22 protein-coding genes and 3 pseudogenes are annotated in these 20,373 nt (G+C 43.5%); 10 read left to right on the forward strand and 15 right to left on the reverse strand.

The window, feature by feature from the left end; translation table 11 throughout:
- Positions 1-440: 440 nt before the first annotated feature.
- Positions 441-1,478 (forward strand): late competence development ComFB family protein, encoded by a 1,038-nt coding sequence (locus tag PSE7429_RS23585; protein ID WP_009627380.1) that lies wholly within the window; start codon positions 441-443, stop codon positions 1,476-1,478.
- 237 nt (positions 1,479-1,715) lie between these two features.
- Here the strand turns inward: PSE7429_RS23585 and accC are convergent, their stop codons facing one another.
- A complete protein-coding gene (accC, locus tag PSE7429_RS11595; protein ID WP_009627381.1) occupies positions 1,716-3,080 on the reverse strand; it encodes an acetyl-CoA carboxylase biotin carboxylase subunit in 1,365 nt (454 codons plus the stop codon).
- 237 nt (positions 3,081-3,317) lie between these two features.
- Here accC and PSE7429_RS26300 point away from each other — a divergent pair, with 237 nt between their 5' ends.
- Positions 3,318-3,464, forward strand: coding sequence for a hypothetical protein (locus PSE7429_RS26300; RefSeq protein ID WP_158467631.1), 147 nt, complete (start codon positions 3,318-3,320; stop codon positions 3,462-3,464).
- On the opposite strand, the gene PSE7429_RS27190 is transcribed toward PSE7429_RS26300, so the two are convergent.
- The 5 genes from PSE7429_RS27190 to PSE7429_RS11620 all read right to left on the reverse strand — a co-directional run bounded on the left by PSE7429_RS27190 (position 3,461) and on the right by PSE7429_RS11620 (position 7,253).
- A complete protein-coding gene (locus PSE7429_RS27190; RefSeq protein ID WP_009627382.1) occupies positions 3,461-3,724 on the reverse strand; it encodes a hypothetical protein in 264 nt (87 codons plus the stop codon). The genes PSE7429_RS26300 and PSE7429_RS27190 overlap by 4 nt on opposite strands.
- 814 nt (positions 3,725-4,538) lie before the next feature.
- Positions 4,539-4,949: a DUF309 domain-containing protein gene (locus PSE7429_RS11605; RefSeq protein WP_040688362.1), complete on the reverse strand. Its 411-nt coding sequence runs from the start codon at positions 4,947-4,949 to the stop codon at positions 4,539-4,541.
- A gap of 214 nt (positions 4,950-5,163) precedes the next feature.
- Positions 5,164-5,694, reverse strand: coding sequence for a hypothetical protein (locus PSE7429_RS11610; RefSeq protein WP_040688364.1), 531 nt, complete (start codon positions 5,692-5,694; stop codon positions 5,164-5,166).
- A 14-nt stretch (positions 5,695-5,708) separates the two neighbouring features.
- Entirely contained in the window at positions 5,709-6,371 is a 663-nt protein-coding gene (locus PSE7429_RS11615) for a hypothetical protein (protein ID WP_009627385.1), read from the reverse strand.
- 192 nt (positions 6,372-6,563) lie between these two features.
- Positions 6,564-7,253, reverse strand: coding sequence for a glutathione S-transferase family protein (locus PSE7429_RS11620; RefSeq protein ID WP_009627386.1), 690 nt, complete (start codon positions 7,251-7,253; stop codon positions 6,564-6,566).
- Between the two features lie 85 nt (positions 7,254-7,338).
- Here PSE7429_RS11620 and PSE7429_RS23590 point away from each other — a divergent pair, with 85 nt between their 5' ends.
- Entirely contained in the window at positions 7,339-8,112 is a 774-nt protein-coding gene (locus PSE7429_RS23590) for a hypothetical protein (RefSeq protein ID WP_009627387.1), read from the forward strand.
- A 157-nt stretch (positions 8,113-8,269) separates the two neighbouring features.
- Here PSE7429_RS23590 and PSE7429_RS11630 read toward each other — a convergent pair whose 3' ends face one another.
- The 4 genes from PSE7429_RS11630 to PSE7429_RS11645 form a co-directional block, all read right to left on the reverse strand.
- On the reverse strand, positions 8,270-8,668 hold the full coding sequence (locus PSE7429_RS11630) for a DUF4253 domain-containing protein (RefSeq protein WP_009627388.1): 399 nt from the start codon (positions 8,666-8,668) through the stop codon (positions 8,270-8,272).
- A gap of 78 nt (positions 8,669-8,746) precedes the next feature.
- The gene (cysS, locus tag PSE7429_RS11635) at positions 8,747-10,183 is read right to left on the reverse strand and encodes a cysteine--tRNA ligase (RefSeq protein ID WP_009627389.1); all 1,437 of its coding nucleotides are present in this window, start codon (positions 10,181-10,183) and stop codon (positions 8,747-8,749) included.
- Between the two features lie 93 nt (positions 10,184-10,276).
- Positions 10,277-11,449 carry an RNA-guided endonuclease InsQ/TnpB family protein gene (locus tag PSE7429_RS11640; RefSeq protein ID WP_040688365.1) on the reverse strand — a complete coding sequence of 391 codons (1,173 nt, stop codon included), beginning with the start codon at positions 11,447-11,449 and terminating at the stop codon, positions 10,277-10,279.
- A gap of 215 nt (positions 11,450-11,664) precedes the next feature.
- Positions 11,665-11,928, reverse strand: coding sequence for a BolA family protein (locus tag PSE7429_RS11645; protein WP_009627391.1), 264 nt, complete (start codon positions 11,926-11,928; stop codon positions 11,665-11,667).
- A gap of 266 nt (positions 11,929-12,194) precedes the next feature.
- On the opposite strand from PSE7429_RS11645, the gene xth reads away from it, so the two are divergent.
- Both xth and PSE7429_RS23595 read left to right on the forward strand, forming a co-directional pair.
- Positions 12,195-12,983, forward strand: coding sequence for an exodeoxyribonuclease III (gene xth, locus PSE7429_RS11650; protein WP_009627392.1), 789 nt, complete (start codon positions 12,195-12,197; stop codon positions 12,981-12,983).
- 39 nt (positions 12,984-13,022) lie between these two features.
- Positions 13,023-13,469, forward strand: a complete 447-nt coding sequence (locus PSE7429_RS23595) for a pentapeptide repeat-containing protein (RefSeq protein WP_009627393.1) — start codon at positions 13,023-13,025, stop codon at positions 13,467-13,469.
- An 18-nt stretch (positions 13,470-13,487) separates the two neighbouring features.
- Here PSE7429_RS23595 and PSE7429_RS11660 read toward each other — a convergent pair whose 3' ends face one another.
- The 3 genes and pseudogenes from PSE7429_RS11660 to pyk form a co-directional block, all read right to left on the reverse strand.
- On the reverse strand, positions 13,488-13,982 hold the full coding sequence (locus PSE7429_RS11660) for a GNAT family N-acetyltransferase (protein ID WP_009627394.1): 495 nt from the start codon (positions 13,980-13,982) through the stop codon (positions 13,488-13,490).
- Between the two features lie 254 nt (positions 13,983-14,236).
- Positions 14,237-14,689: pseudogene (locus tag PSE7429_RS27950) on the reverse strand (NADH-dependent alcohol dehydrogenase); the annotation flags it as partial.
- Between the two features lie 50 nt (positions 14,690-14,739).
- Positions 14,740-16,512, reverse strand: a complete 1,773-nt coding sequence (gene pyk / locus PSE7429_RS11670) for a pyruvate kinase (protein ID WP_009627397.1) — start codon at positions 16,510-16,512, stop codon at positions 14,740-14,742.
- Positions 16,513-16,879: 367 nt separating this feature from the next.
- Here pyk and PSE7429_RS11675 point away from each other — a divergent pair, with 367 nt between their 5' ends.
- Positions 16,880-17,815, forward strand: coding sequence for a bifunctional riboflavin kinase/FAD synthetase (locus tag PSE7429_RS11675; RefSeq protein WP_009627398.1), 936 nt, complete (start codon positions 16,880-16,882; stop codon positions 17,813-17,815).
- Between the two features lie 97 nt (positions 17,816-17,912).
- Here the strand turns inward: PSE7429_RS11675 and PSE7429_RS11680 are convergent, their stop codons facing one another.
- Together PSE7429_RS11680 and PSE7429_RS11685 are read right to left on the reverse strand one after the other, a co-directional pair.
- The gene (locus tag PSE7429_RS11680) at positions 17,913-18,461 is read right to left on the reverse strand and encodes a hypothetical protein (RefSeq protein ID WP_009627399.1); all 549 of its coding nucleotides are present in this window, start codon (positions 18,459-18,461) and stop codon (positions 17,913-17,915) included.
- A 106-nt stretch (positions 18,462-18,567) separates the two neighbouring features.
- A complete protein-coding gene (locus PSE7429_RS11685) occupies positions 18,568-18,924 on the reverse strand; it encodes a hypothetical protein (RefSeq protein ID WP_009627400.1) in 357 nt (118 codons plus the stop codon).
- 223 nt (positions 18,925-19,147) lie between these two features.
- Here PSE7429_RS11685 and PSE7429_RS11690 point away from each other — a divergent pair, with 223 nt between their 5' ends.
- The 4 genes and pseudogenes from PSE7429_RS11690 to PSE7429_RS11700 all read left to right on the forward strand — a co-directional run.
- Positions 19,148-19,603 carry a helix-turn-helix domain-containing protein gene (locus PSE7429_RS11690; RefSeq protein WP_009627401.1) on the forward strand — a complete coding sequence of 152 codons (456 nt, stop codon included), beginning with the start codon at positions 19,148-19,150 and terminating at the stop codon, positions 19,601-19,603.
- Positions 19,603-19,858: pseudogene (locus PSE7429_RS27955) on the forward strand (PIN domain-containing protein); the annotation flags it as partial. The gene PSE7429_RS11690 and the pseudogene PSE7429_RS27955, both read left to right, overlap by 1 nt.
- A gap of 105 nt (positions 19,859-19,963) precedes the next feature.
- Complete coding sequence (locus tag PSE7429_RS27960) at positions 19,964-20,158, forward strand: IS4/Tn5 family transposase DNA-binding protein (RefSeq protein ID WP_407681160.1); 195 nt, start codon at positions 19,964-19,966, stop codon at positions 20,156-20,158.
- 14 nt (positions 20,159-20,172) lie between these two features.
- A pseudogene (locus tag PSE7429_RS11700) lies at positions 20,173-20,373 on the forward strand (IS4 family transposase); the annotation flags it as partial.

The following is a 20,373-nucleotide window of genomic DNA, read 5'->3' on the forward strand; positions in this document are numbered from 1 at the left end:
GTCAATTCTTGGGGTTTGATTTGTCCTAAGTCAAGTGACTGTAGCTATATGCCTAGCTACTCTCAAAATGAACTCTCAAAATGAACTCTCAAAATGAACTCTCAAAATGAACTCTCAAAATGAACTCTCAAAATGAACGTTGTTTGAACTTTTTGTCAGTATTATGTCAATTGCTATAGCAGTCCTAAATCTTTCATGAGAAAAATGGGACTTCGACTTTGCTCAGCCATCGGTATAGGTTGGCTGAGCGAAGTTGAAGCCTCTCACAACTCATTTAGGATTGCTATATAATGTCAAGATAATTTTGATTTTGATTTCTTTGCAATTCTCCAAAACTTGCAATCAGTCTGAACTAAATGGGTTTGAACTAAATAGGTTTGAACTAAATTTCTTGATTTTAGAAACACTTAAATTTCATATTAGGTTTGGGACAGCTTGATATGCAAAGTTGCAAAAATGCGATTGAAGAACTAGTAATTGCAGAAATTGATTTACAAATCTCTCACTTGCCACAATATCGTCGCGATCAAATTAATTTAAGCGAAGTAGCGGCCTATGCTCTAAATCGTCTGCCACCCATGTATGCCACATCAAAGGCAGGATGGTTAAGACAGCGTAAAAAAGCGGCAACGGAAATGCGATCGCAGATTGAATCAGCCGTACGTAGAGCGTTAGTAAGCGTTAAACCTGACGCACTACGCGATTCTCGACCGCTACCATCACAGGAAGTGGCGAGTCACGCCCGATCGCTCGCAGCACTGCAACAACTTTTAGGTGCAGAAAATGCCTCTTGGAAAGATATTCCCACAGCTCTAGAAAATGCTCTAATGACGGTCAAGATCAAAAGTGCCGTGAGTAATACCTACATCATTACGGGGAGAAAGGAATCGCGCGATGAAACGGCAATTAGCTCAAAATCCCCTGAAATTTCATGGAAGGGAAGACAGGTCAAAACCTTTGTAAATTCTAGCCAAGACGAGCAGAAGGCAAGAGATTTCCAGACATATATGGTAGATGTGAATTATCAATTCAGTAATGTATTGGAAAAATTGGTTCTGTCACTTGCCTATCATCAAATTCAGAAATTGCATCCTGCGATCGCCGAAACCGTAGATCTCGGAGAGGCTACAGCCTATGTATTGAATCGACTCCCTCCCATGTATGCCACCTCAGAAAAGGGTTATAAATCCCTGAGACTGCGCGCGCGTGAAGTTTACGGTAAGGAGGTCGTAGCCGTACTCAAAGAAGCGATCGCCGTATGTGTCGAAGCTCCTAACCTAGAGAAAATTCCTATACCTCTAGCTCGCTTTGAAGCTGAATTAGAGGAATCCCTCGAACAGGTAAGCTGGATTCTTCAACGCGATGATATTAATTGGCGTAACGCACCATTCATCGTCGAGGAATGTCTGCATCGAGTTGTTAATAATGAGATGGAATGGCGCAAACGCAGCGATTACAACTATCCGTATAGCTCTTAAATCCCTTAAATCTATGTTCAGTATGTATTCAGTATGTTTGTCCTAGCGATCTCTTAGAAACCATTTAAGAATTGGATAAATCCCCCTCAATCTCCTTTAAAAAGGGGATTGAGGGGGATCTCTTAGAGTTTTTGACCGCAGAAAGTAATTCTTAAATGGTTTCTTACGTTGTATACCAAGCAGAGACCAATCTAATAGTTCTAAATAAAGAAAAGCACCCCGATGGGGTGCTTTTCTTTATTCTTGTTCCGCTAGTCTGGCCTGCAGCAATGGCACATAGTTGGTGTACACATGCCCTAATCTGAATTCTTCGTCATCTAATACCTTTTGATGAAAAGGTATCGTTGTGGGTACGCCTGTAATCGCACATTCACGCAAAGCTCGCTTCATGCGTAAAATCGCGGCATTGCGATCGCTGCCCCAAACAATCAACTTTGCAATCAAAGAATCATAATAGGGCGGAATCACGTAATCGGTATAAACATGGGAATCCATCCGCACACCAGGTCCACCAGGGGGCAGATAACCACTAATACGCCCAGGATTGGGACGGAAATTATGATCGGGGTCTTCAGCATTAATCCGACATTCGATCGCATGACCGCGAATCTGAATATCTTTTTGTTGGAAGCGCAGTTTTTCGCCTTGGGCAACTCTTAACTGCTCAGCGATCAAGTCAATACCCGTGATCATCTCTGTGACAGGATGCTCGACTTGGATCCGCGTATTCATTTCCATGAAATAAAACTTACCGTATTTATCCAGCAAAAACTCGACCGTGCCCACACCGAGATAGTTAATCGCTTTTGCCGCCTTTACCGCCGCATCACCCATTCTTTCCCGTAACTTGGGATTGACGGCACTACTGGGCGCTTCCTCTAATAATTTTTGATGGCGGCGTTGGATCGAGCAGTCTCGCTCACCCAAATGCACTACATGACCATGCATATCCGCCAAGATTTGCACCTCAATGTGCCGAGGCTCCTCAATTACCTTCTCGATATAGACTCCACTATTGCCAAAGGCAGCCTCGGCTTCCCCCTGAGCAGCCCGCAGCAATCGCAGTAAATCATCAGGATTAGTAACCAAGCGCATTCCCCGACCACCGCCGCCTGCGGTAGCTTTGATCATTACGGGATAGCCGATATTACTGGCGATCTCAATTGCTTGGTCTTCTGATTCAATTAAACCTTCACTCCCTGGAATGGTTGGGACACCTGCCTTTTGCATTGTCTTCTTGGCAGTAGACTTATCACCCATCGAGCGAATCGAGTTGGGGCTTGGTCCCACAAACATTAAATTATGGTCGGCACAAATCTCGGCAAATCGGGCATTTTCTGAGAGGAAACCATACCCAGGATGGATTGCGGTAGCATTATGGGTCAGAGCTGCCGAAATAATATTAGGAATATTCAGATAGCTTTTGCTACTAGGCGAATCACCGATACAGACAGCTTCGTGGGCTAGTTGGACATGCAATGAGTTGCGATCGACATCGGAATATACCGCAACCGTGGGGATTCCTAATTCTTCACAAGTCCGAATAATTCGGAGGGCAATTTCACCGCGATTGGCAATGAGTAGTTTGGCGATGGGAGCCATGTTTCAATTATCTTAATGAACAGCTATTGGTAATTTGTAATCGGTACTTTGGGGGTTAGTCGCTCTGATGTGGTACGCTTCAAATCCCGATTTTGCTTTGAGTCATGGATTTACGCTTTTGTTAGTAGGCGATGACCTAAAGCTTTTGAATTTTAACTTTTTTTGGGTAGCTATACTGATTAAGTTTGTGAATGCTTAGTCTGAAAGCCTCCAAAACTAGTCGAAACCGATTGAGGAGTGATTTGGAACTTAGTTTTTGCCGCAGGATTTTTTTTCAAAATTTTAGCTCCCTTAGCTGTGATGCGCTGGTCGATCGCAGCTAAGGGAGCCTTTTCTGTTTTAGTGCTAGCATCTAAATCCCAATATCCTCACGGGGCAGCTTAAATTTTAAAGGTAGCAATATCTTTCCGAGAATTATTGCTATGGGTTTGGGCAAAGGAAGTGATGCGAGCAGCTAGGGGCTTGATCGAGCTTGGCTCTGAAGGTAACCCTGGAGCATAGGATTCTAGGACATGTCCGCTCCGAGTACAGGTTATCAATAGATAGTCGCAACGATCGCATTGGGTTTTGATTTGCGCGAGATAGGAGAGATGGTGACGCTCAGCGATCGCACCACAGTTGGGACAGCGTATGGACTCAATCATTTTCGGTAGATCCTTATGTAAATGAATTTAAATGAATTTGATATAGATGTTGATTAAAAATTGTTGAGAAATAGCTTGAGAACTAGCTGGAGAAATAACTTGAGAACTAATTTATGCGAAACTCTTAATGAATTTAGTTTAACGAGAATAAAATCACATACATTAGATTTATCAATTATTCAGTATTTGTGATGAGATCATCACAAAAAAGATAGATATTTCCTAATGTCAAAAATCAAACCAAGTCTAATAAAAGTATTTCCAAAGAAGTATTGATAAATATTTTTGTAGGCTTTGCAGTTTTATTTTCAGACAAGTAGGCTGGGATAAAACTTTTAAATCAACTTTAAATATGCAATGATTATAAGCATAAATTTTGGGGATCGTTTCCAGATGCGCGATCCCTGCCTCAAAAGTGATGAGAATTAATTACTAGAAGCAGCTTAGCTGTAAGAGTTTAATCGATGATTAAAAAATAATTAAAGATAAATAGATTATCATCCCCCTTATAAATCTTTACAAGTTTTAGCGACCCAAATAAATATAAATATTTTTAAACTACCTCTAATCCCATTCAATATTTCTTAACATACAGCAATCCTAAATGACTTAACGTGAGTTCGGGATAATTTGAAGCGGGCTTTGAGGAAGGGTTTGCGTAGCAAACCCTTCCTCAAAGCCCGAAAATAAAAGCCTTGCTACGCAAGGCTTTTATTTTCGGGCTTTTAAAATTTGCCATCTTAACCCGAACTGACGTTACTTACACATTAGGGCGATCGCCCTATTTGCCATTTTTCTGCTATGAATAGGTATTTCAAGACTCATCCCCCATTGGCTGCTCAATGCCGACTCTGTAGAGTTGGGGAATTTTTAAATCTCCCCGTTCTATGTTTTGCCATATCTCAGCTATTCCTTCTTTGCCAGCGCTCTGAACCTGATGGAGTATATGCAAACTATCTTCTAGCAATCTCTCCACATCAATGGATTGATAATCGGGCAGATAAATAGGCAAGCGGCTAGTACCTTCCCCTAAAAGAATAGTGGCTCCATGCCAATTTTGACCTTTGAGATGATACAAACCAACCGCTATCTGTAAAATGCCTTGATAAAAAGCCCGATCGCTTTGCCAAGCATCGTTCCAAATTGCTTCTAAGGTATCGTGGCAGGCATAGTAATCACCGCTATTAAATAGCGCGATCGCTTCTTCAAACATCTTAAGTTCCATTTTCCATCTTATAGGTATAGTCAGTAATGTTAGGACAAAAATCAAGCCCAATAGAGAGTTGCGGCGCTTCGCGTCGCAACTCTCTATTGGGCTTGATGTCCTGACTTAAAGCGCATTGCGCTCAAACCCAAACCAAGGAAAATTTTGAAAGCGTTGTAAAGCAACGCTTTCAAAATTTTCCTTGTGGTTCGTTTGATCGATAATTGCTGTAACTCTAGATCGATATTTTTTCAATTGAGTCAAGATGGAAGCGTTCTAGAGCATTAGCGATCGCTTGTTTTTGCTCAGCATCATAGCCCCATTTCGTCAGAAATGCCGCATATTCCCCCCGATCGGCGGTAGCGGAACTATACATTTGCGCCGCAACTTGGCGAACTTCGCTCAGATCGACTTTTTCTATTAATAAAGCCGTGCGCCTAGCTACCAGATCGGAACCTTGAGCTTGTTCCTCCTGCGAGGATCTCCGATGGGTAATTGCCATGGCGGTAGACATGACAAGATTTTTAATGAGGAGTTCGGCGATCGCTTGAGGTGCAGATTGTAATGCTCTGACTATCCCCCCACTTGGGGCATCGGCTAGCTGCCACTCCCCAGTCAAAAAACATACAAAAAAACCTCTTGCTCCATTTGCCGATTGCACGAGGGAAGAGATCTCCAATTCAAGTTGAGAGTCATTTATATCCTTACGCAGGAGCAGCGCTTCAGTATAGGCGATGGACTCCTCAAAGGTCATATTGTGGTTCATTTTTTTATAGGGGCTTAGATGCGATCCAGACAATGATTGGGTAAAAAGGCAGTCCATCCATTATCTAATTTGACACGACAACTCACACTAATCACCTGTTCAACGACACCTTTATGATTGGCATATTGTTGACGGTTCGCATTTACGGCTACGCGATCGCCAACTTTAAAGGTTTTGCCAAGGGGCTTATTATCTATACCCATTCCCTGTTTTTTGTCGGCAAGATGGGGAATGGCCGCTTTTTTGAGAGTTGGAGCCGAATGAAAAGTTAAGGATGCGGCGGCATTTCCGTTGACTTGGTAGTTATAACCCCTTCCTTGGATAAGCTGCAAACTCCCAATTTGAACGTTGGCTAAATATTGGACAAAGAGATCAACGGATATTTCCATTGTCTCCGCAAGGTCTTCAAACATTACAGGATAGCTCCAATAGTTTTCCCCCACTTGCAGATCGGCCAATTCTTTCCACGCTTCAAATAGTTTTTGTCCAAACTGCGGTGCGAGATCCTCAATGCGATCGCCATTGGACTTGGTAGCAGAATCTATGGATGAACTGCTAGATGTCATCTTCTCAAGAGTTTTGAGCAAGTTTTGAGCAACGCGATCGCTTGCTGCTGTCCTTGCTCGAAGATATTCGAGAATCTGCTCAAACAAAGATTCACTAACGTTAACAGTCATAGGACTACCCGCACTAATCGCCTCAAAAACATTTAAAAATACTGTTTCGCACTTTGAACAAAGGAAAAATGCAGTCTCTAGCTATTCTTTGTATGCTCAAATGTATGCTCAAAAGTAACATCAATAAGTTAACACCTATTTGGATGCGGCTTTGATATTGCAATTTTTTTAAATGTTAATCTCTTCCCCGCGTTAGCTAATGAGTTCTAGCCCCACTTGCCAGTTTTTCGGCAATGGTTCGTTACAAAGCTGATGGATTTGGGCAATGCGATCAAACAACCAAGGATAATTCAGGCGGTAAACGGGCATTAAGCCCAAGGGCGCTAACAATGCGGCGGCGGTCAGATCGGCTACGCTAAAGCGATCGCCCACTAGATATCCAGTTTGCCAAAACTCGCCGAGCATGGCGATCGCATTGTTAATTTTCTGAGCAGCACCTCTTGCGGATTCCGCATTAACCCCATAAAGCAATCGGATGAGCCTAATTACGCTTTGACTGACCCAAGAAGGATCGATATTTTTTCCCTCAGTGGCTCGGTACTGGGTATAGACACATCGTGCCGCTACGCCAATAGCTTCATCAAATAGATCTTCTAAACGTAAAGCCTCCTTTTGTTGTAAGGGATCGGCAAAATAAAGGGGTAATTCGGGTTGATAGGCTTCAAGAAACCGAATAATTTCAGTGGAGTCAGCGACTACGGCTGGACAATTTTTTAGTTGGGGCAGTAGTACGGGTAAGGTAGTCGAGCCTGACAATGGTTTAACTCGTAAAATATGTAACCCTGGGGTGAGATTTTCAACTTGGTAAGGGATTTGTTTGTAACCAAGAGCAAGTCTAGCTTTGCGGCAATAGTGGGAAGTGCTGAACTGTAATAAAAGCATGAATCCTTAACTTAAAGTAACTTAAAGTAGCAAATCATATGCTATATTCTCGTCTAAATTTTCACGGTCTACGGTGCTGTTGCCTATGCAAGCCAATCCAGTCTTTAAACCCACAACTTCTCAATCTGGTCAATCTGGGTATCAGACCGCCCCATCTGGTTATCAGGCTTCAGTACCTGTGACAGTATATCGAGAACTGGCGGCGGAGTTGCAATCTACCCAAGCTAAACTATCTTTTTTTCAGTTGCAGAACGAGCAACTCACCAAACAAAATCAAATGCTGCTGCAAGAGTTTGAAGCGATCGCCCAATCCACCGATCGCATTCAGGCAATACTTACCCACTCGAATTTGCCAGAGTCCAAACTATCGGAAGTCTTAGCTGGTATTCGTGCATCCTCGCAAATTAATCCTGCCCAAAAGAACAATCCCCATCCTCAAGGTCGCCCTCCAGTCACCCAGCCTCGTCCTGCGGACAAACCCGCAACACAGGCAAATCCCCGTAAGGTTGCGGTGCAACAAACGACAAATGCAATTCAAGAAGCAATTTCAAGGGCAAGACAATTGGCGACCGAAGCAGCACCTCAGACTGATAGCGAGCCAATGGGTGAAGCATTATATTATGACAGCTCCTTTGCTGCCTTTGAGCCCCCCGCTCCAGCCCCAAAACCAAAGCCTAAAGTGCTACCCAAGCTGGAAATTCGCGAAGAAATCTCATCGCGACCTCTGCGTAATGAGTCCATAGAAGAGAATGCTGCACCTACTGGTTTGAGTGGTTGGGTACTGACCGTTACTATTGTAGCGATCGTGCTAACTTCCTTTGGTGCTGGCTATTTATTAATGCGCCCATTTGTAAAATAAGCGCATAGGCAGCATTGGCTATTTCTGGCTATTTAGCGTGAGTTCGGGATAATTTGAAACGGGTTTTGAGAAAGGATTTGCTACGCAAACCCTTTCTCAAAACCCAAAAGTAAAAGCCTTGCTTAGCAAGGCTTTTACTTTTGGGCTTTGAAATTTATTAATCCCACCACAATCCAACTGATTTATTGAGAGTGAGCGATCGCTTCAGAAGTTCAAAACCGTAGTTTTCATCATTGAAATCAATATCTTTTACGAATTCTTGAAAATTCTCAGGAATATCCTGTTCTGAGGCTTCCATTTCTTCGAGCAAATCACCAATACAGCCAAAATGTTGATCGATAGTGTCTGGGCATAGTTTATAGATATCTATGGCAAGTTCCGTTAGATCTTCGGGGAGATTCAAAAAGAATATATCCAACGCATCTTCCTCAACATTATCAATGCTAATTCCATACTGAGCATCCCACTTAGACAACCAATTGATAATATCCTCCGTTTCTAGATCGTAATTAGGAGCATTTGTACCTGTATCCCTTAAAACTTGATATTTGTCCATGAGTTTTACCTAGCTTGTTACTAATAGTTAGTTCATCAGGTCAAAGAACAAAGGCACTGTTTAGCAGTGCCTTTGTTCTTACATCCAACTGGTTGTACCGTCTTTTCGATCGATCAGAGTAATCCCTTTATCTTTCAGGTAATCGCGAATGCGATCGCCTTCTTGATAGTTTTTCGTTTTTTTTGCCTCAATTCTTTGCTGAATTAAGCTTGTAATTTCAGTTTCACTGAGACCTTCAGGCTTCACCGCGCGATCGCCAATCTTGGCAATAAAGCCTAAAATATTCGTCATGTAACTGAGGGCTTGCCAGTCTCTAAAGAGAGCTTCCGAACTAGCAGCCGTTTCACCTGTATGGGATAGGGAATTTCGCTCTGCCCGCAATTTCTTAGCTAGTTCAAATACGTAGGAAATTGCTACCGAGGTATTAAAATCATCCTCCATTGCTTCTTCAAAACCAGCGATCGCCTCACTAACTTCATGGCGCAATGGAGGATCGCTCTGCTGCCATCCCCACCTTGCGCCGAAGTCCGAGGCAAATAGCATTCCCTCACGAATTGTCTCCCAGCCTTTAGTTGCGGCGTTAATTGCCTCCTCCGTAAAGTCAATTGGTTGGCGGTACTGCGCTTGCAGAACAAATAAACGGATTGCCATTGGGTCGAAAAATGTCAATAAATCGCGAATCGTTTGGAAATTATTGAGCGATTTGGACATTTTCTCGCCATCAATATTGACAAAGCCATTATGCATCCAGTAGTTCGCCAAAGGCTTTTTATAGGCTGCTTCCGATTGCGCGATTTCATTTTCATGATGGGGAAATTGTAAATCCGTACCACCTGCATGGATATCAATGGTTTCTCCTAAATGAGATCTCACCATTGCCGAGCATTCGATATGCCAACCTGGACGACCATCGCCCCAAGGCGATACCCAAAATGGTTCATTCGGCTTAGCCGATTTCCATAGAGCAAAGTCAAAGGGATAGCGTTTTTGTTCTTCGCGATCGTCAACACGTCCGCTTGCTCCCGCTTGCATATCTTCTAGCTTGCGCCCTGACAACTTGCCGTAGGTGGGAAATTTCTGCACGGCATAATACACATCGCCATTGGAAACGTAGGCATAGTTGCGATCAATTAATTGCTGAATGAGTTCGATAATTTCAGGAATTGTGGCAGTGGCTCGGGGATAACTATTAGCTTTGGCAATATTGAGCCTTGCCATATCCTCATCGTAGGCGGCAATGTACTGCTCCGCGATCGCCTGCATAGTCGTATTTTGTTCCTGAGCCCGCTTTAAAATTTTGTCATCAATATCGGTAATATTCTGGACAAACTGAACTTGGTACTTGGTTTCCAGATAGCGTCGCACCATATCCCAAACTACATAGGCTCTGGCATGACCCAAATGGCAATAATCATAGACCGTTACACCACAAACATACATTCTTACAATTCCCGATGTGAGGGGAATAAAATCTTCTTTGCGTCTGGTGATTGTGTTGTAAATGCGAAGGGTCATGAATTTGACTACTAAATTGACTACTAATTTGCTGATTTATATTGCGTATTGTTGACATCCACCCCGCACTGAAGTGACGGGGATTCCCAGACCTCACGATCTGGGTTTCTGCTTCATAGCACCAGCCAGAACAGATTTACTCTGTTCTGGTCTTACAGTCGCTCCACAGACTGACACGGCAAGTCCTGCCGCCAAAATATTTTTAGCAGCATTCACATCTCTATCGTGATGCGTGCCGCACTTAGGACAATCCCACTCTCTGACATCTAAAGGCAACTTATCAACAATGTAACCGCAATGTCCACAGCGTTTAGAACTAGGAAACCAACGATCAATTTTGACAAAAGTACGACCATACCAATTGCACTTGTATTCAAGTTGCCTGACAATTTCACCCCAACTAGCATCGCTAATCGAGAGAGCGAGTTTATGGTTTTTAACCATATTCTTTACGGACAAATCTTCGACTGCAATCACTTGGTTTTCACGAACCAGTCGAGTTGTCAACTTGTGAAGAAAATCATGACGAGCATCGCTAATTGCTGCATGAACCTTAGCGACTTTCAACCTAGCTTTGTGTCGGTTATTAGATCCTTTCTTTTTTCGACTAAGCGCTTTCTGAGCTTTACGCAGTTTACGGCGCTTAGCCTTGAAAGTTTTAGGATTAGCAATCTTTTCGCCATTACTCAAAGCCATCAGGCTAGTAATACCCAGATCCAAACCAATTGACTCTTGAGATTCAGGTAATGTTTCAATTACAACATCTACCAGCAAAGATACCGTCCACCGTCCAGAGGGCGAGAGCTTCACCGTAATGGTTGATGGTTCTGAACCTTCAGGGAGTTGACGACTCCAACGGATATCCAAAGGTTGAGAGCATTTTGCTAAATAAACTTTGCCATCTTTCCATCTGAAAGCAGCCTTATTAAATTCAGCGCTTCCGCCATGATGTTTTTTCTTGAAGTTAGGATATTTAGCCCTTCCTCCAAAGAAGTTCGTAAAAGCGGATTGCAGATGTCTCAAACCTTGCTGTAATGGCACACTACTAACCTCATTAAGAAACTGCAAATCTTCTTGCTTTTTCCAATTAGTTAGCATCGCGGAAGTTTCAACGTATCCAATTCGCTCTTGACGTTCATACCATGCTTCAGTCCTTGCGGCTAAGGCGCGGTTATAGACTAATCGAGCGCAACCCATAGTTCTCCTGAGCAAGGTTTCTTGCTCAGGAGTTGGGTAGAATCGGTACTTGAAAGCTTTTTGAGTCATGTTTACATTATAGTATCTATTATGTAAAGCGTCTAATCAATATAAATCTGTCCTAGAAGGACTGGGTTTTTAACCCAATTTTCCGATAAACATGGCGCGAGCAAATTATACAGTAGCTTTAAAGGCCAATTCAAAAATTCATCAAACCCCAAAGAGAATTGCGGTGTAAAGCGCCGCAATTCTCTTTGGGGTTTTGGCTGCGGGTCAATCTCTAATTAGAGAACCTGTACCTGCATACTTTCCCACTGCGAGAGGCTATAGGTTTTGAGCTGTAGAGCATGAATTGCGCCAGTGTCAAGATGCTCTTGAATTGCACCATAGACCAGTTTATGCTGCTTGATCATCGATAAACCTTCAAATTGTTCGGCGACGATGATTGCGGTAAAGTGTTGACCATCATGATTGGGATCTTCCACCTGTACTTTGGCATTAGGTAAAGCGGCACGAATCAAATCGGCGATATTGTTGTGAGAAATCATGTCGAACAAACTCAAAATTGGGAAAATTTAATTAACTGTTTAAATTGTGGCACGAAGGATAATGTTTATGCTGCTAAGTAAGTAGTTCGGCATAATTAAAAAAAACAAACCAGAGGGCGTACCACCCGCTACGCGGGCGGTACGCCCTCTGGTTTTACTAAGGTAAGGCAGAAGTAAACTTAAAACCTAGAAGCTTAGTTTGCTATCATGGCGAGCAAACCAAGCTCCTAACTGAGCTACTTGTATGGATTTGATATAGAGATTTTATGAAAATTGCAACTTGGAACGTCAATTCAGTGCGGACGAGGATTACCCATGTTTGTGATTGGTTGCAGGCAAATCCTGAGGTTGATGTGCTGTGCTTACAGGAAACCAAGGTGGTTGATGGCGACTTTCCCCATTCGCCCTTTATGGAGTTGGGCTATCAAACTTATATTTATGGACAGAAATCCTATAACGGTGTAGCACTGATTTCGCGATCGCCTTTACAAGATATTCAAACTGGTTTTGCTGCGGTATTGGGAGAAATTTCCGAGCCAAGTCTGGATGATCAGAAGCGCTTGATCGCGGCAAAGTATGACGATGTCCAGATCGTGAATATGTATGTCCCCAATGGCTCGGAAGTAGGGAGCGAAAAATATGAATATAAGTTGCGTTGGCTGAAATTATTAAAGGAATATCTGCAAGCGTTGCTAAAACAAAATGACAAAGTGCTAATCTGTGGCGATTTTAATGTGGCGATCGCCGATCTCGATATCTACGATCCCAAAGGGCGCGAAAATAAGGTGATGTCAACGGATATCGAACGCGAAGCCCTAGATGCAGTTTTAAATCTGGGGTTTAAAGATGTATTTCGGAAGTTTGAATCGGCGGGCGGGTACTATAGTTGGTGGGATTATCGCTCTGGAGGCTTCAGTCGCAATCGGGGCTGGCGGATCGATTACCATTTCTTAACCGAGCCGTTATACGATCGCGCCACAGCCTGTGCGATCGATGTCGAACCTCGAAAATTGACGCAACCTAGCGATCACACTCCCGTCATTGTCACAATTTAAATTTACTTATTAATTTATTTAGAGTCGAAAACTTGAGCTATGAAATACCGCATCTTTTTCGCGATCGCGCTACTCATTTTGCTTCTGTTTCCCCTGCCCGCATGGGCGGCAAATCCGCGTCACGTCATCCAGCTCCAAACTACTCAAAAATGTCAAGTTTGCGATCTGACAGGAGCGTATTTACCAGTTAGCAAACTGGACTACAGCCATATCCTTGCATCCGATCTCAGCCGCGCCAACTTAGTCGGGTCGAGTATTACCTTTTCTAATCTCAGCCGCGCCAATCTCACCGAGGCAAATCTTAGTAATGTCAACTTAAAGCGCACTAAAATGCTATTGACTAATTTTACTAACGCAATTTTGCATAATACCAATCTAACTGAAGCCGATTTAACTAGCTCGAACATATCAGAATCCCAATTGGCGAATGCAAAACTATGCAAAACCACTTTGCCTAGTGGATTAATCTCAAACCGAGATTGCTAGAAATTCTAGCGCGATCGCTCAGGGACTTGCTAGGTTCTTTAAGCCTTCGCCAGTGACGCGGCAAATCCGCCAATCGGGTAGAACTTCTGCGCCAATCCGTTTGTAAAAAGCGATCGCAGGTGCATTCCAATCTAAAACCGACCATTCAAAACGACCGCACCCCCTAGTCAAGGCGATTTGGGCAACTTTGGTAATCAAAGCCTTACCAATACCGCTACCGCGATATTCCGATAACACAAATAGATCTTCTAAATAAATTCCCCGTCGAGTTAAGAAGGTGGAATAGTTGGTAAAAAAGAGCGCAAATCCGACAACTTGCTGAGATGCTTCTATCTGAGCGACGATCGCTTCAATACAAGGATTATTGCCAAAAAGATCCTCTTGAAGTTGCGCGATATCCCCTGTTACCCGATCGGAGAGCTTTTCATAGTCAGCGAGAGCCTGAATTAGCGAAAAAATGGCTGGAATATCGGCAATGGTCGCAGTACGAATTGTAAATTGAGGTTGGATCATGAATTGGATTGCAGTGGGCAAAAGGTTTTGAGGGCTTTAGCTTCAGAAAACATTACCATATAGGAAGTATACCAAGTTAAGAAATGGCGTAGCCATTTCTTAACTTGAAAACCCTTACTAGGTTTATTTTTTAATTTACAAAAGTGTTGTCACACTTGCGTGAATTGTTATAAGTGGGCTTAATTAAATATAAAACCCTAAAACCTGCGGCGCACGCGCAGCGTGCGCCGCAGGTTTTATATTAAGCACAGATATTAGGCACAGAGCGTCAAAATCTGTTCAACAACTTGGGGAGTGATATCGCGGTTTTCACCTAATGCGACCATACCCCTTTTCTCAAAGCGATCGATAACTTTAGGAATTACAGCCAAGTCCACTCCATAGTCTGATAAATGGGGGCGAATGCCCATCGCTTCAAAAAAGTCGCGAGTTTTCGCGATCGCGCGATCGATCCGCGACTCTTCCGTACCATCAACAAGACCCCAAACGCGATCGGCTTATTGCAGAAGCTTTTGCCACTTTCCATCGCGTTTAATCGTCAACAGGTTGGGTAATACGATCGCTAAGGTTTGGGCGTGATCGATACCATGCAACGCCGTTAGCTCACGACCGATCGCATGGGTTGTCCAGTCTTGGGGCACACCAGCACCGATCAAGCCATTCAAAGCCATGGTGGCACACCACATCAAATTAGCGCGAGCTTCATAAATGTGTAAGGAATGTGTAAGGTTCGTCTAGCGAACTTTACACACTATAGCTAAAACGTCAGATCGTCTGATCGCGAACCAGAGTAGATCATGCCTTTGCTAAAGTTTACGCTTAGGGGTTCGCCATCGCGGATAAAGCCCGTGGCATTATGCACGCCGATTAATACGGGAACGCCCAGCTTTCGACCGATCGCTACTGCATGGGAGTCAAGGCTTGACTCTTCGGTGATTACTGCGGAAGCCTTGCGCATTACCTCGATATAGTCGGCATCAGTGCGATCGATGACGAGGATTTCACCTTCGTTAAAGTCGCGCACATCGAGATGGTGAAAGGCGACCCTAGCTCGACCATGAACGATGCCCGAACCAATGCTTAAACCTTTACCGACCACCGAGGACACGAACTCAACTTTGATCAGATCGGTCGATCCCGCTACATCCTGCAAAGTCCCTGCCGACATGACAACGAGATCGCCTGCCGAGAGCAGTTTCATCTCTTGGGCGAGGTTGAGGGCTGCCTCAAAGTTTTGGCGTGCTGATGGTAAGGAGATTAATACCATCGGTTGTACGCCCCAAACCATTTGCAAGCGTCTTGCCACTTGCACATTGGGGGTAACCGCTAAAATGGGAATCGGTGGACGGAACTTGCTGACGTTACGAGCGGTTGAACCCGTTTTAGTTAGGGTCACGATCGCTGCAGCCTTGAGTTGGATGGCAATATTGCCCACGGCTTGACTGATGGCATTGGGAATAGCACGCCCCATGCTTTCTAGGGGTTGCATTTTAAGATCCTGCTCTCTTTCGATGCGAACGGCAATTCTTGCCATGGTTTCCACTGCCAAAATGGGATATTTACCCACCGCAGTTTCGTTGGAGAGCATGACCGCATCGGTGCCATCGATGATCGCATTGGCAACGTCGGAGATTTCCGCACGGGTGGCGCGAGGATTGCTCACCATGCTATCGAGCATCTGTGTTGCCGTAATGACGGGAATGCCAAGGCGATTGGCGGTTTTAATCAATTGCTTTTGGGCGATCGGTACATCTTCCGCAGGAATTTCGACCCCGAGATCTCCCCGCGCTACCATTACGCCATCGCAAACTGAGAGAATCGCTTCCATATTGGCGATCGCTTCATGCTTCTCGATTTTGGCGACGACGCTGGCTTTGCGTCCTGAAGCCGCAATCAAATCCTTAACTTCCAGTACATCTTCAGGTGTGCAGACAAAACTAAGGGCAACCCAGTCCACACCCTCAGAAAGTCCAAAGCGCAAATCTTCGCGGTCTTTATCGGTCATGGCACTGACCGATAAATGCACGTTGGGGAAGTTTACCCCTTTATTATTTGAAAGTGTGCCACCAATGACGACACGACAATAGAGATCGCCTAATTCTGCATTGACATCTTCAACGACCATTTCGACCTTGCCATCATCGAGCATGATGACCGCGCCAATGGGCACTTCCTCCGCTAATGTGTCGTAGGTAATGCAACTAATTTCAGAATTGCCATCAACCTTGCGACTAGTGAGTGTAAATTTATCGCCCTTGTTTAGGGTAATCGGTCCTTCTTTGAAGACTCCAAGGCGAATTTTGGGACCTTGCAAATCCTGCAAAATGCCAACGGGTTGATTTAATTCACTGGATACCTGACGAATATTGCAAATGCTGCGATGATGATCGGCATGGGTGCCATGGGAAAAGTTGAGGCGAAAAGTACTAGCGCCTGCTTCAATAAGCTGGCGAATCATATCGGGGCTACTGGTCGCGGGTCCAATAGTAGCAACAATTTTTGTGCGACGAAAAGTTTCTCTAACGGTCATGGATTGTCAGCTAACGGCGAACCTCAAACATACCAGAATCTCATGACAATTCTTCATGCGATGTCATTCTCTGGGGCAAGGGGATCGTTTGCCCTCTAGACAATCCATTTTGTATAGCTATAGCCAGAAAAACAAAGCCCAGAAGAGTGTTGCGGCGCAAAGCGCCGCAACACTCTTCTGGGCTTTATATCCTAAATTATACCAATTCACAAAAGTGTTGTCACACTTTTGTGAATTGGCATTATCTACGGTTGTGTTTCTATAGCTAGGACATAAAAAACAAAAGATGAATAGCGGCGCTATTCGTCTTTTGTTTTTTATGTCCTAAGCAAACCTTGCATTGCTATATTGTGTCAAAATATTAAGCGTGAGAGTAATTTTTGACCCAACCCAAATTTCTCGACCTACTGCGATCGCCCTTGGTAATTTTGATGGCGTACATGTAGGTCATCGTCGCGTGATTGCGCCCATTTTGCCTAAGGCGCTACGCGATCCAAGTTTAACCAGCACCGTTGTTTCTTTTTCACCCCATCCTCAAGAATTTTTTAGTCAAAAGCAGCGATTGCTCCTCGCCCCTTTCGATGAAAAAGTCGCACTGTTAAAGTTGCTGGGGGTCGAGCAGTTAGTTTTGCTGCCCTTTAATGCCGATCTTGCCAAACTTACGGCGGCGGAATTTATTCAAAAAATCTTGATTGATTCTCTCCAAGTTGAACTCATCAGTGTGGGCTTTGATTTTCACTTCGGACAAAAACGTCAGGGAAATGTTACCGATTTACATAATATTTGGGGCGATCGCCTAACGGTAATCCCTGAGCAGACGATGCAACTTAACGATCCATCACCAATCAGGATCAGTAGCTCCAATATCCGTGTTGCCCTAGCTAAGGGGGAAGTCGATCTTGCGAATGCTCTGCTCGGTCGTCCTTATAATCTGGTAGGCAAAGTCATCCAAGGTAAGCAATTAGGGCGCACTATCGGCTTCCCGACTGCAAATCTCGATCTCCCTCCTCAAAAGTGCTTGCCCCGCGATGGTGTTTACGCGGTAAAGGTGAATATTAGCTCTAGCCCTAAGCCTATATTTGGGGTGATGAATATTGGCTTAAGACCAACAGTTAATGGCGATCGGCGATCGGTGGAAGTGCATCTATTTGATTGGCAAGGCGATCTATATGATCAAGAGCTAAATGTAGATCTCGTCAAGTTTATCCGTCCCGAACAGAAATTTGCTTCTCTAGATGCACTCAAAGAGCAAATTCAATCTGACTGTCAGACTGCCTTAACCTACTTTGCCGTTTTAGCTTAGATGTATTTCGCAACGAATTTTTATAAGTATTTCAGGATTTACCCAATAAGGATTCAAAAATTTAGCAACCTCAGCGTGGCATAACCCAACATAGATATTAATATTGGCTTGACTGAGTATATTTTCTTTCATCACTCTTCTGGCTGCGAGACAAGATATTACAGTCCAACCCATTCAGGATTTCAAGACGCTCATCTTGAAACTGCAAGGCAATGCCTGAAAGTATCCATAACTCTAGACCTAGAAATATTTGTATATCTCTTTCTACACGAGACTCCACAATCTCAATTCCCGTGATTAATTTCCCTACTAAATCCCTGAACTCAGGGTTTCTTTGCTGAACCCATCGAAATGATTTAGTATCAGGGTCTTCATCCTCGCACCAATAAACTGGAACGCTTAAGTTAATCGAATCTAGTGAAATTGAAAACTCATTTAGTTTATTGGCACAAAACTCAAGTTGATTTTCCTGTGTACAGATGACTACAGGAGCATCATTAAACCACTCATCATTTTCCTCATCCCACAAACTCCACAAAGCTTGAACTTGAGATCCTATCAGAGGAATCCGTGAAATTAACCCCAATAATTCCGTAGCTGAGTCACTCCACTTTGGCTGATAGCTTCTGATTCCCCACTCATACATATCTAAAGTCTTGAACGGAAATTTTGCAACCTTGTTTTTTTGACAACTCTAAACCGACCTGAGTGTAAAAATTATAACTACTTAATTGAGTAAAGTCTACTTTCCTCTAGCCAGTAATCTGAGCGGTACAAATTAAATTTAAGTGCGGCGGCGCGATCGGTGATCGAACTGTATACCAATCCTCGATTTCGCCATCAAGTGCCATTGAGCTTACTTCAATAATAGCCGCTTGCCCATCAAAAGAAAAAACACCATATACATAGTTAGCAGGAGCAACTAGAAAAGGCAATTCACCTTTAGGCAATTCGCTTTCTGGCAATATATATAACATCCCAGCACAGGCTTTTGTGTCCATGCGATATTCGTGTATGGCAATTCTACCTTTTGCATCTAAAGGAAATGTGATCCCATTAAAGAAAAGTTCTATTTGAATTTCTTTATCAATGTTGGGTTTTAATTCCATGTTGATGAGGTGTCTAACTTATAACTTATCTGCAACTGCGGTATAAACATCAGGCTATCTTCAAAATACTGCAAAACCGTTGAATAAATTAAATTTAAGTGTGGCGGGGGAGTCTGGGGCGATCGCTTTACAGAACAATCATCATTTCGTTTATTGCGTTTAATATGTTAGACTTTTGGCAAAATTCAAGCAATCTAAAAACAAAACTATCTGAGGTTGCCCGATGGTTGCCCTAAACCAGTCTCTACACATTCCCACCGAAGAAGAAACCGAAATTTCTAAAGAAAGCAGCCGTATTCTTGCCTCGCATATTAGCGAAAGTGTCCGTCATCTCAAAATCGTGGAAGCAGATGGCAGCGAAGAAACAGCCACAATCCCTGCGGCAGCCTATCGCCTATTTGTAGACATTTTGACCCAGATGTCTCAGGGCAACGCCGTAACGATCATCCCCATCCACGCTGAACTCACCACCCAAGAAGCCGCAGATTTAATCAATGTCTCGCGTCCATTCTTAATCAAACAACTAGAAGAAGGCATAATACCCTATCACAAAGTCGGAAAACATCGTCGAGTTCGATTTACAGACTTAATGGAATACAAAACAAATATTGATGCCGCTAGAAGCAAGGTTTTAGATGAATTGGTTGAAGAATCGCAAAAATTAGGATTTTATGATTAATGACCAGTCAACTTACTATTTTGTACGACGCTTGCGTTCTTTATCCTGCTCCGTTACGAGATCTATATAGTTCAGATTGCAACTTCTGATATTTGTAAAGCGCGATGGACTAATTTAATTCACGATGAGTGGATACGCAATGTGCTGAAAAATCGTCCTGACTTGACTCTGGAACAACTTACGAGAACTAGAGATAAAATGAATAGCCATGTTAGAGGTTGCTTAGTTACTGATTTTGAATGGCTAATACCCTCTTACTTTTCACGGGATCTTTAAAAGGCAGACCAGAAGAGACTTTCAGATAAAGGGTGCAGATGGGGTTAAAGTAGTAAAAATCAAGCAAAAGCAGGGAAGAAAATGATGAACTGGTGGGACAAGAATTTTGCAAGTTGTGAATTAGGAGATGAGAGACTAAGCAACCGAGGGTACTCAATCGGCAAAAAAATAAGTCAAGGATTCGGGAAAGCGTTGTCCGAGATATTTAAGAGTGGCTCTGAATTGAAAAGGGCTTATGAGTTTTCGCCAATCGGAAAACAGAATTTAGCAAGATCATAAAACCACACTGTCAAATGACCAGTGAAGCCGTGGAAGAACAGGAATTGGTGTTGTGCATAGGAGATACCACCTATTTAGATTATGGCAAAATTAAAGCCAAACGGGAAGGGTATGGACCAACGGGAAACGGTGGGAACGGATTAATTCTGCACAGTGCCTTAGCGATCGCCCCCGAACAAGGACAAGTAATCGGGTTGTTATGGCAAAAATTGTGG

This window comes from Pseudanabaena biceps PCC 7429 (assembly GCF_000332215.1).
In the GTDB taxonomy this organism is placed as follows: Bacteria; Cyanobacteriota; Cyanobacteriia; order Pseudanabaenales; family Pseudanabaenaceae; genus Pseudanabaena; species Pseudanabaena biceps.

Bases quoted from the DNA above. Each gene is read 5' to 3' on its own strand.
- PSE7429_RS23585 (WP_009627380.1), top strand. From the start codon at position 441: ATGCAAAGTTGCAAAAATGCGATTGAAGAACTAGTAATTGCAGAAATT.
- accC (WP_009627381.1), bottom strand. From the start codon at position 3,080: ATGGCTCCCATCGCCAAACTACTCATTGCCAATCGCGGTGAAATTGCC.
- PSE7429_RS27190 (WP_009627382.1), bottom strand. From the start codon at position 3,724: ATGATTGAGTCCATACGCTGTCCCAACTGTGGTGCGATCGCTGAGCGT.
- PSE7429_RS11605 (WP_040688362.1), bottom strand. From the start codon at position 4,949: ATGGAACTTAAGATGTTTGAAGAAGCGATCGCGCTATTTAATAGCGGT.
- PSE7429_RS11610 (WP_040688364.1), bottom strand. From the start codon at position 5,694: ATGAACCACAATATGACCTTTGAGGAGTCCATCGCCTATACTGAAGCG.
- PSE7429_RS11615 (WP_009627385.1), bottom strand. From the start codon at position 6,371: ATGACTGTTAACGTTAGTGAATCTTTGTTTGAGCAGATTCTCGAATAT.
- PSE7429_RS11620 (WP_009627386.1), bottom strand. From the start codon at position 7,253: ATGCTTTTATTACAGTTCAGCACTTCCCACTATTGCCGCAAAGCTAGA.
- PSE7429_RS23590 (WP_009627387.1), top strand. From the start codon at position 7,339: ATGCAAGCCAATCCAGTCTTTAAACCCACAACTTCTCAATCTGGTCAA.
- PSE7429_RS11630 (WP_009627388.1), bottom strand. From the start codon at position 8,668: ATGGACAAATATCAAGTTTTAAGGGATACAGGTACAAATGCTCCTAAT.
- cysS (WP_009627389.1), bottom strand. From the start codon at position 10,183: ATGACCCTTCGCATTTACAACACAATCACCAGACGCAAAGAAGATTTT.
- PSE7429_RS11640 (WP_040688365.1), bottom strand. From the start codon at position 11,449: ATGACTCAAAAAGCTTTCAAGTACCGATTCTACCCAACTCCTGAGCAA.
- PSE7429_RS11645 (WP_009627391.1), bottom strand. From the start codon at position 11,928: ATGATTTCTCACAACAATATCGCCGATTTGATTCGTGCCGCTTTACCT.
- xth (WP_009627392.1), top strand. From the start codon at position 12,195: ATGAAAATTGCAACTTGGAACGTCAATTCAGTGCGGACGAGGATTACC.
- PSE7429_RS23595 (WP_009627393.1), top strand. From the start codon at position 13,023: ATGAAATACCGCATCTTTTTCGCGATCGCGCTACTCATTTTGCTTCTG.
- PSE7429_RS11660 (WP_009627394.1), bottom strand. From the start codon at position 13,982: ATGATCCAACCTCAATTTACAATTCGTACTGCGACCATTGCCGATATT.
- pyk (WP_009627397.1), bottom strand. From the start codon at position 16,512: ATGACCGTTAGAGAAACTTTTCGTCGCACAAAAATTGTTGCTACTATT.
- PSE7429_RS11680 (WP_009627399.1), bottom strand. From the start codon at position 18,461: ATGTATGAGTGGGGAATCAGAAGCTATCAGCCAAAGTGGAGTGACTCA.
- PSE7429_RS11685 (WP_009627400.1), bottom strand. From the start codon at position 18,924: ATGGAATTAAAACCCAACATTGATAAAGAAATTCAAATAGAACTTTTC.
- PSE7429_RS11690 (WP_009627401.1), top strand. From the start codon at position 19,148: ATGGTTGCCCTAAACCAGTCTCTACACATTCCCACCGAAGAAGAAACC.
- PSE7429_RS27960 (WP_407681160.1), top strand. From the start codon at position 19,964: ATGAACTGGTGGGACAAGAATTTTGCAAGTTGTGAATTAGGAGATGAG.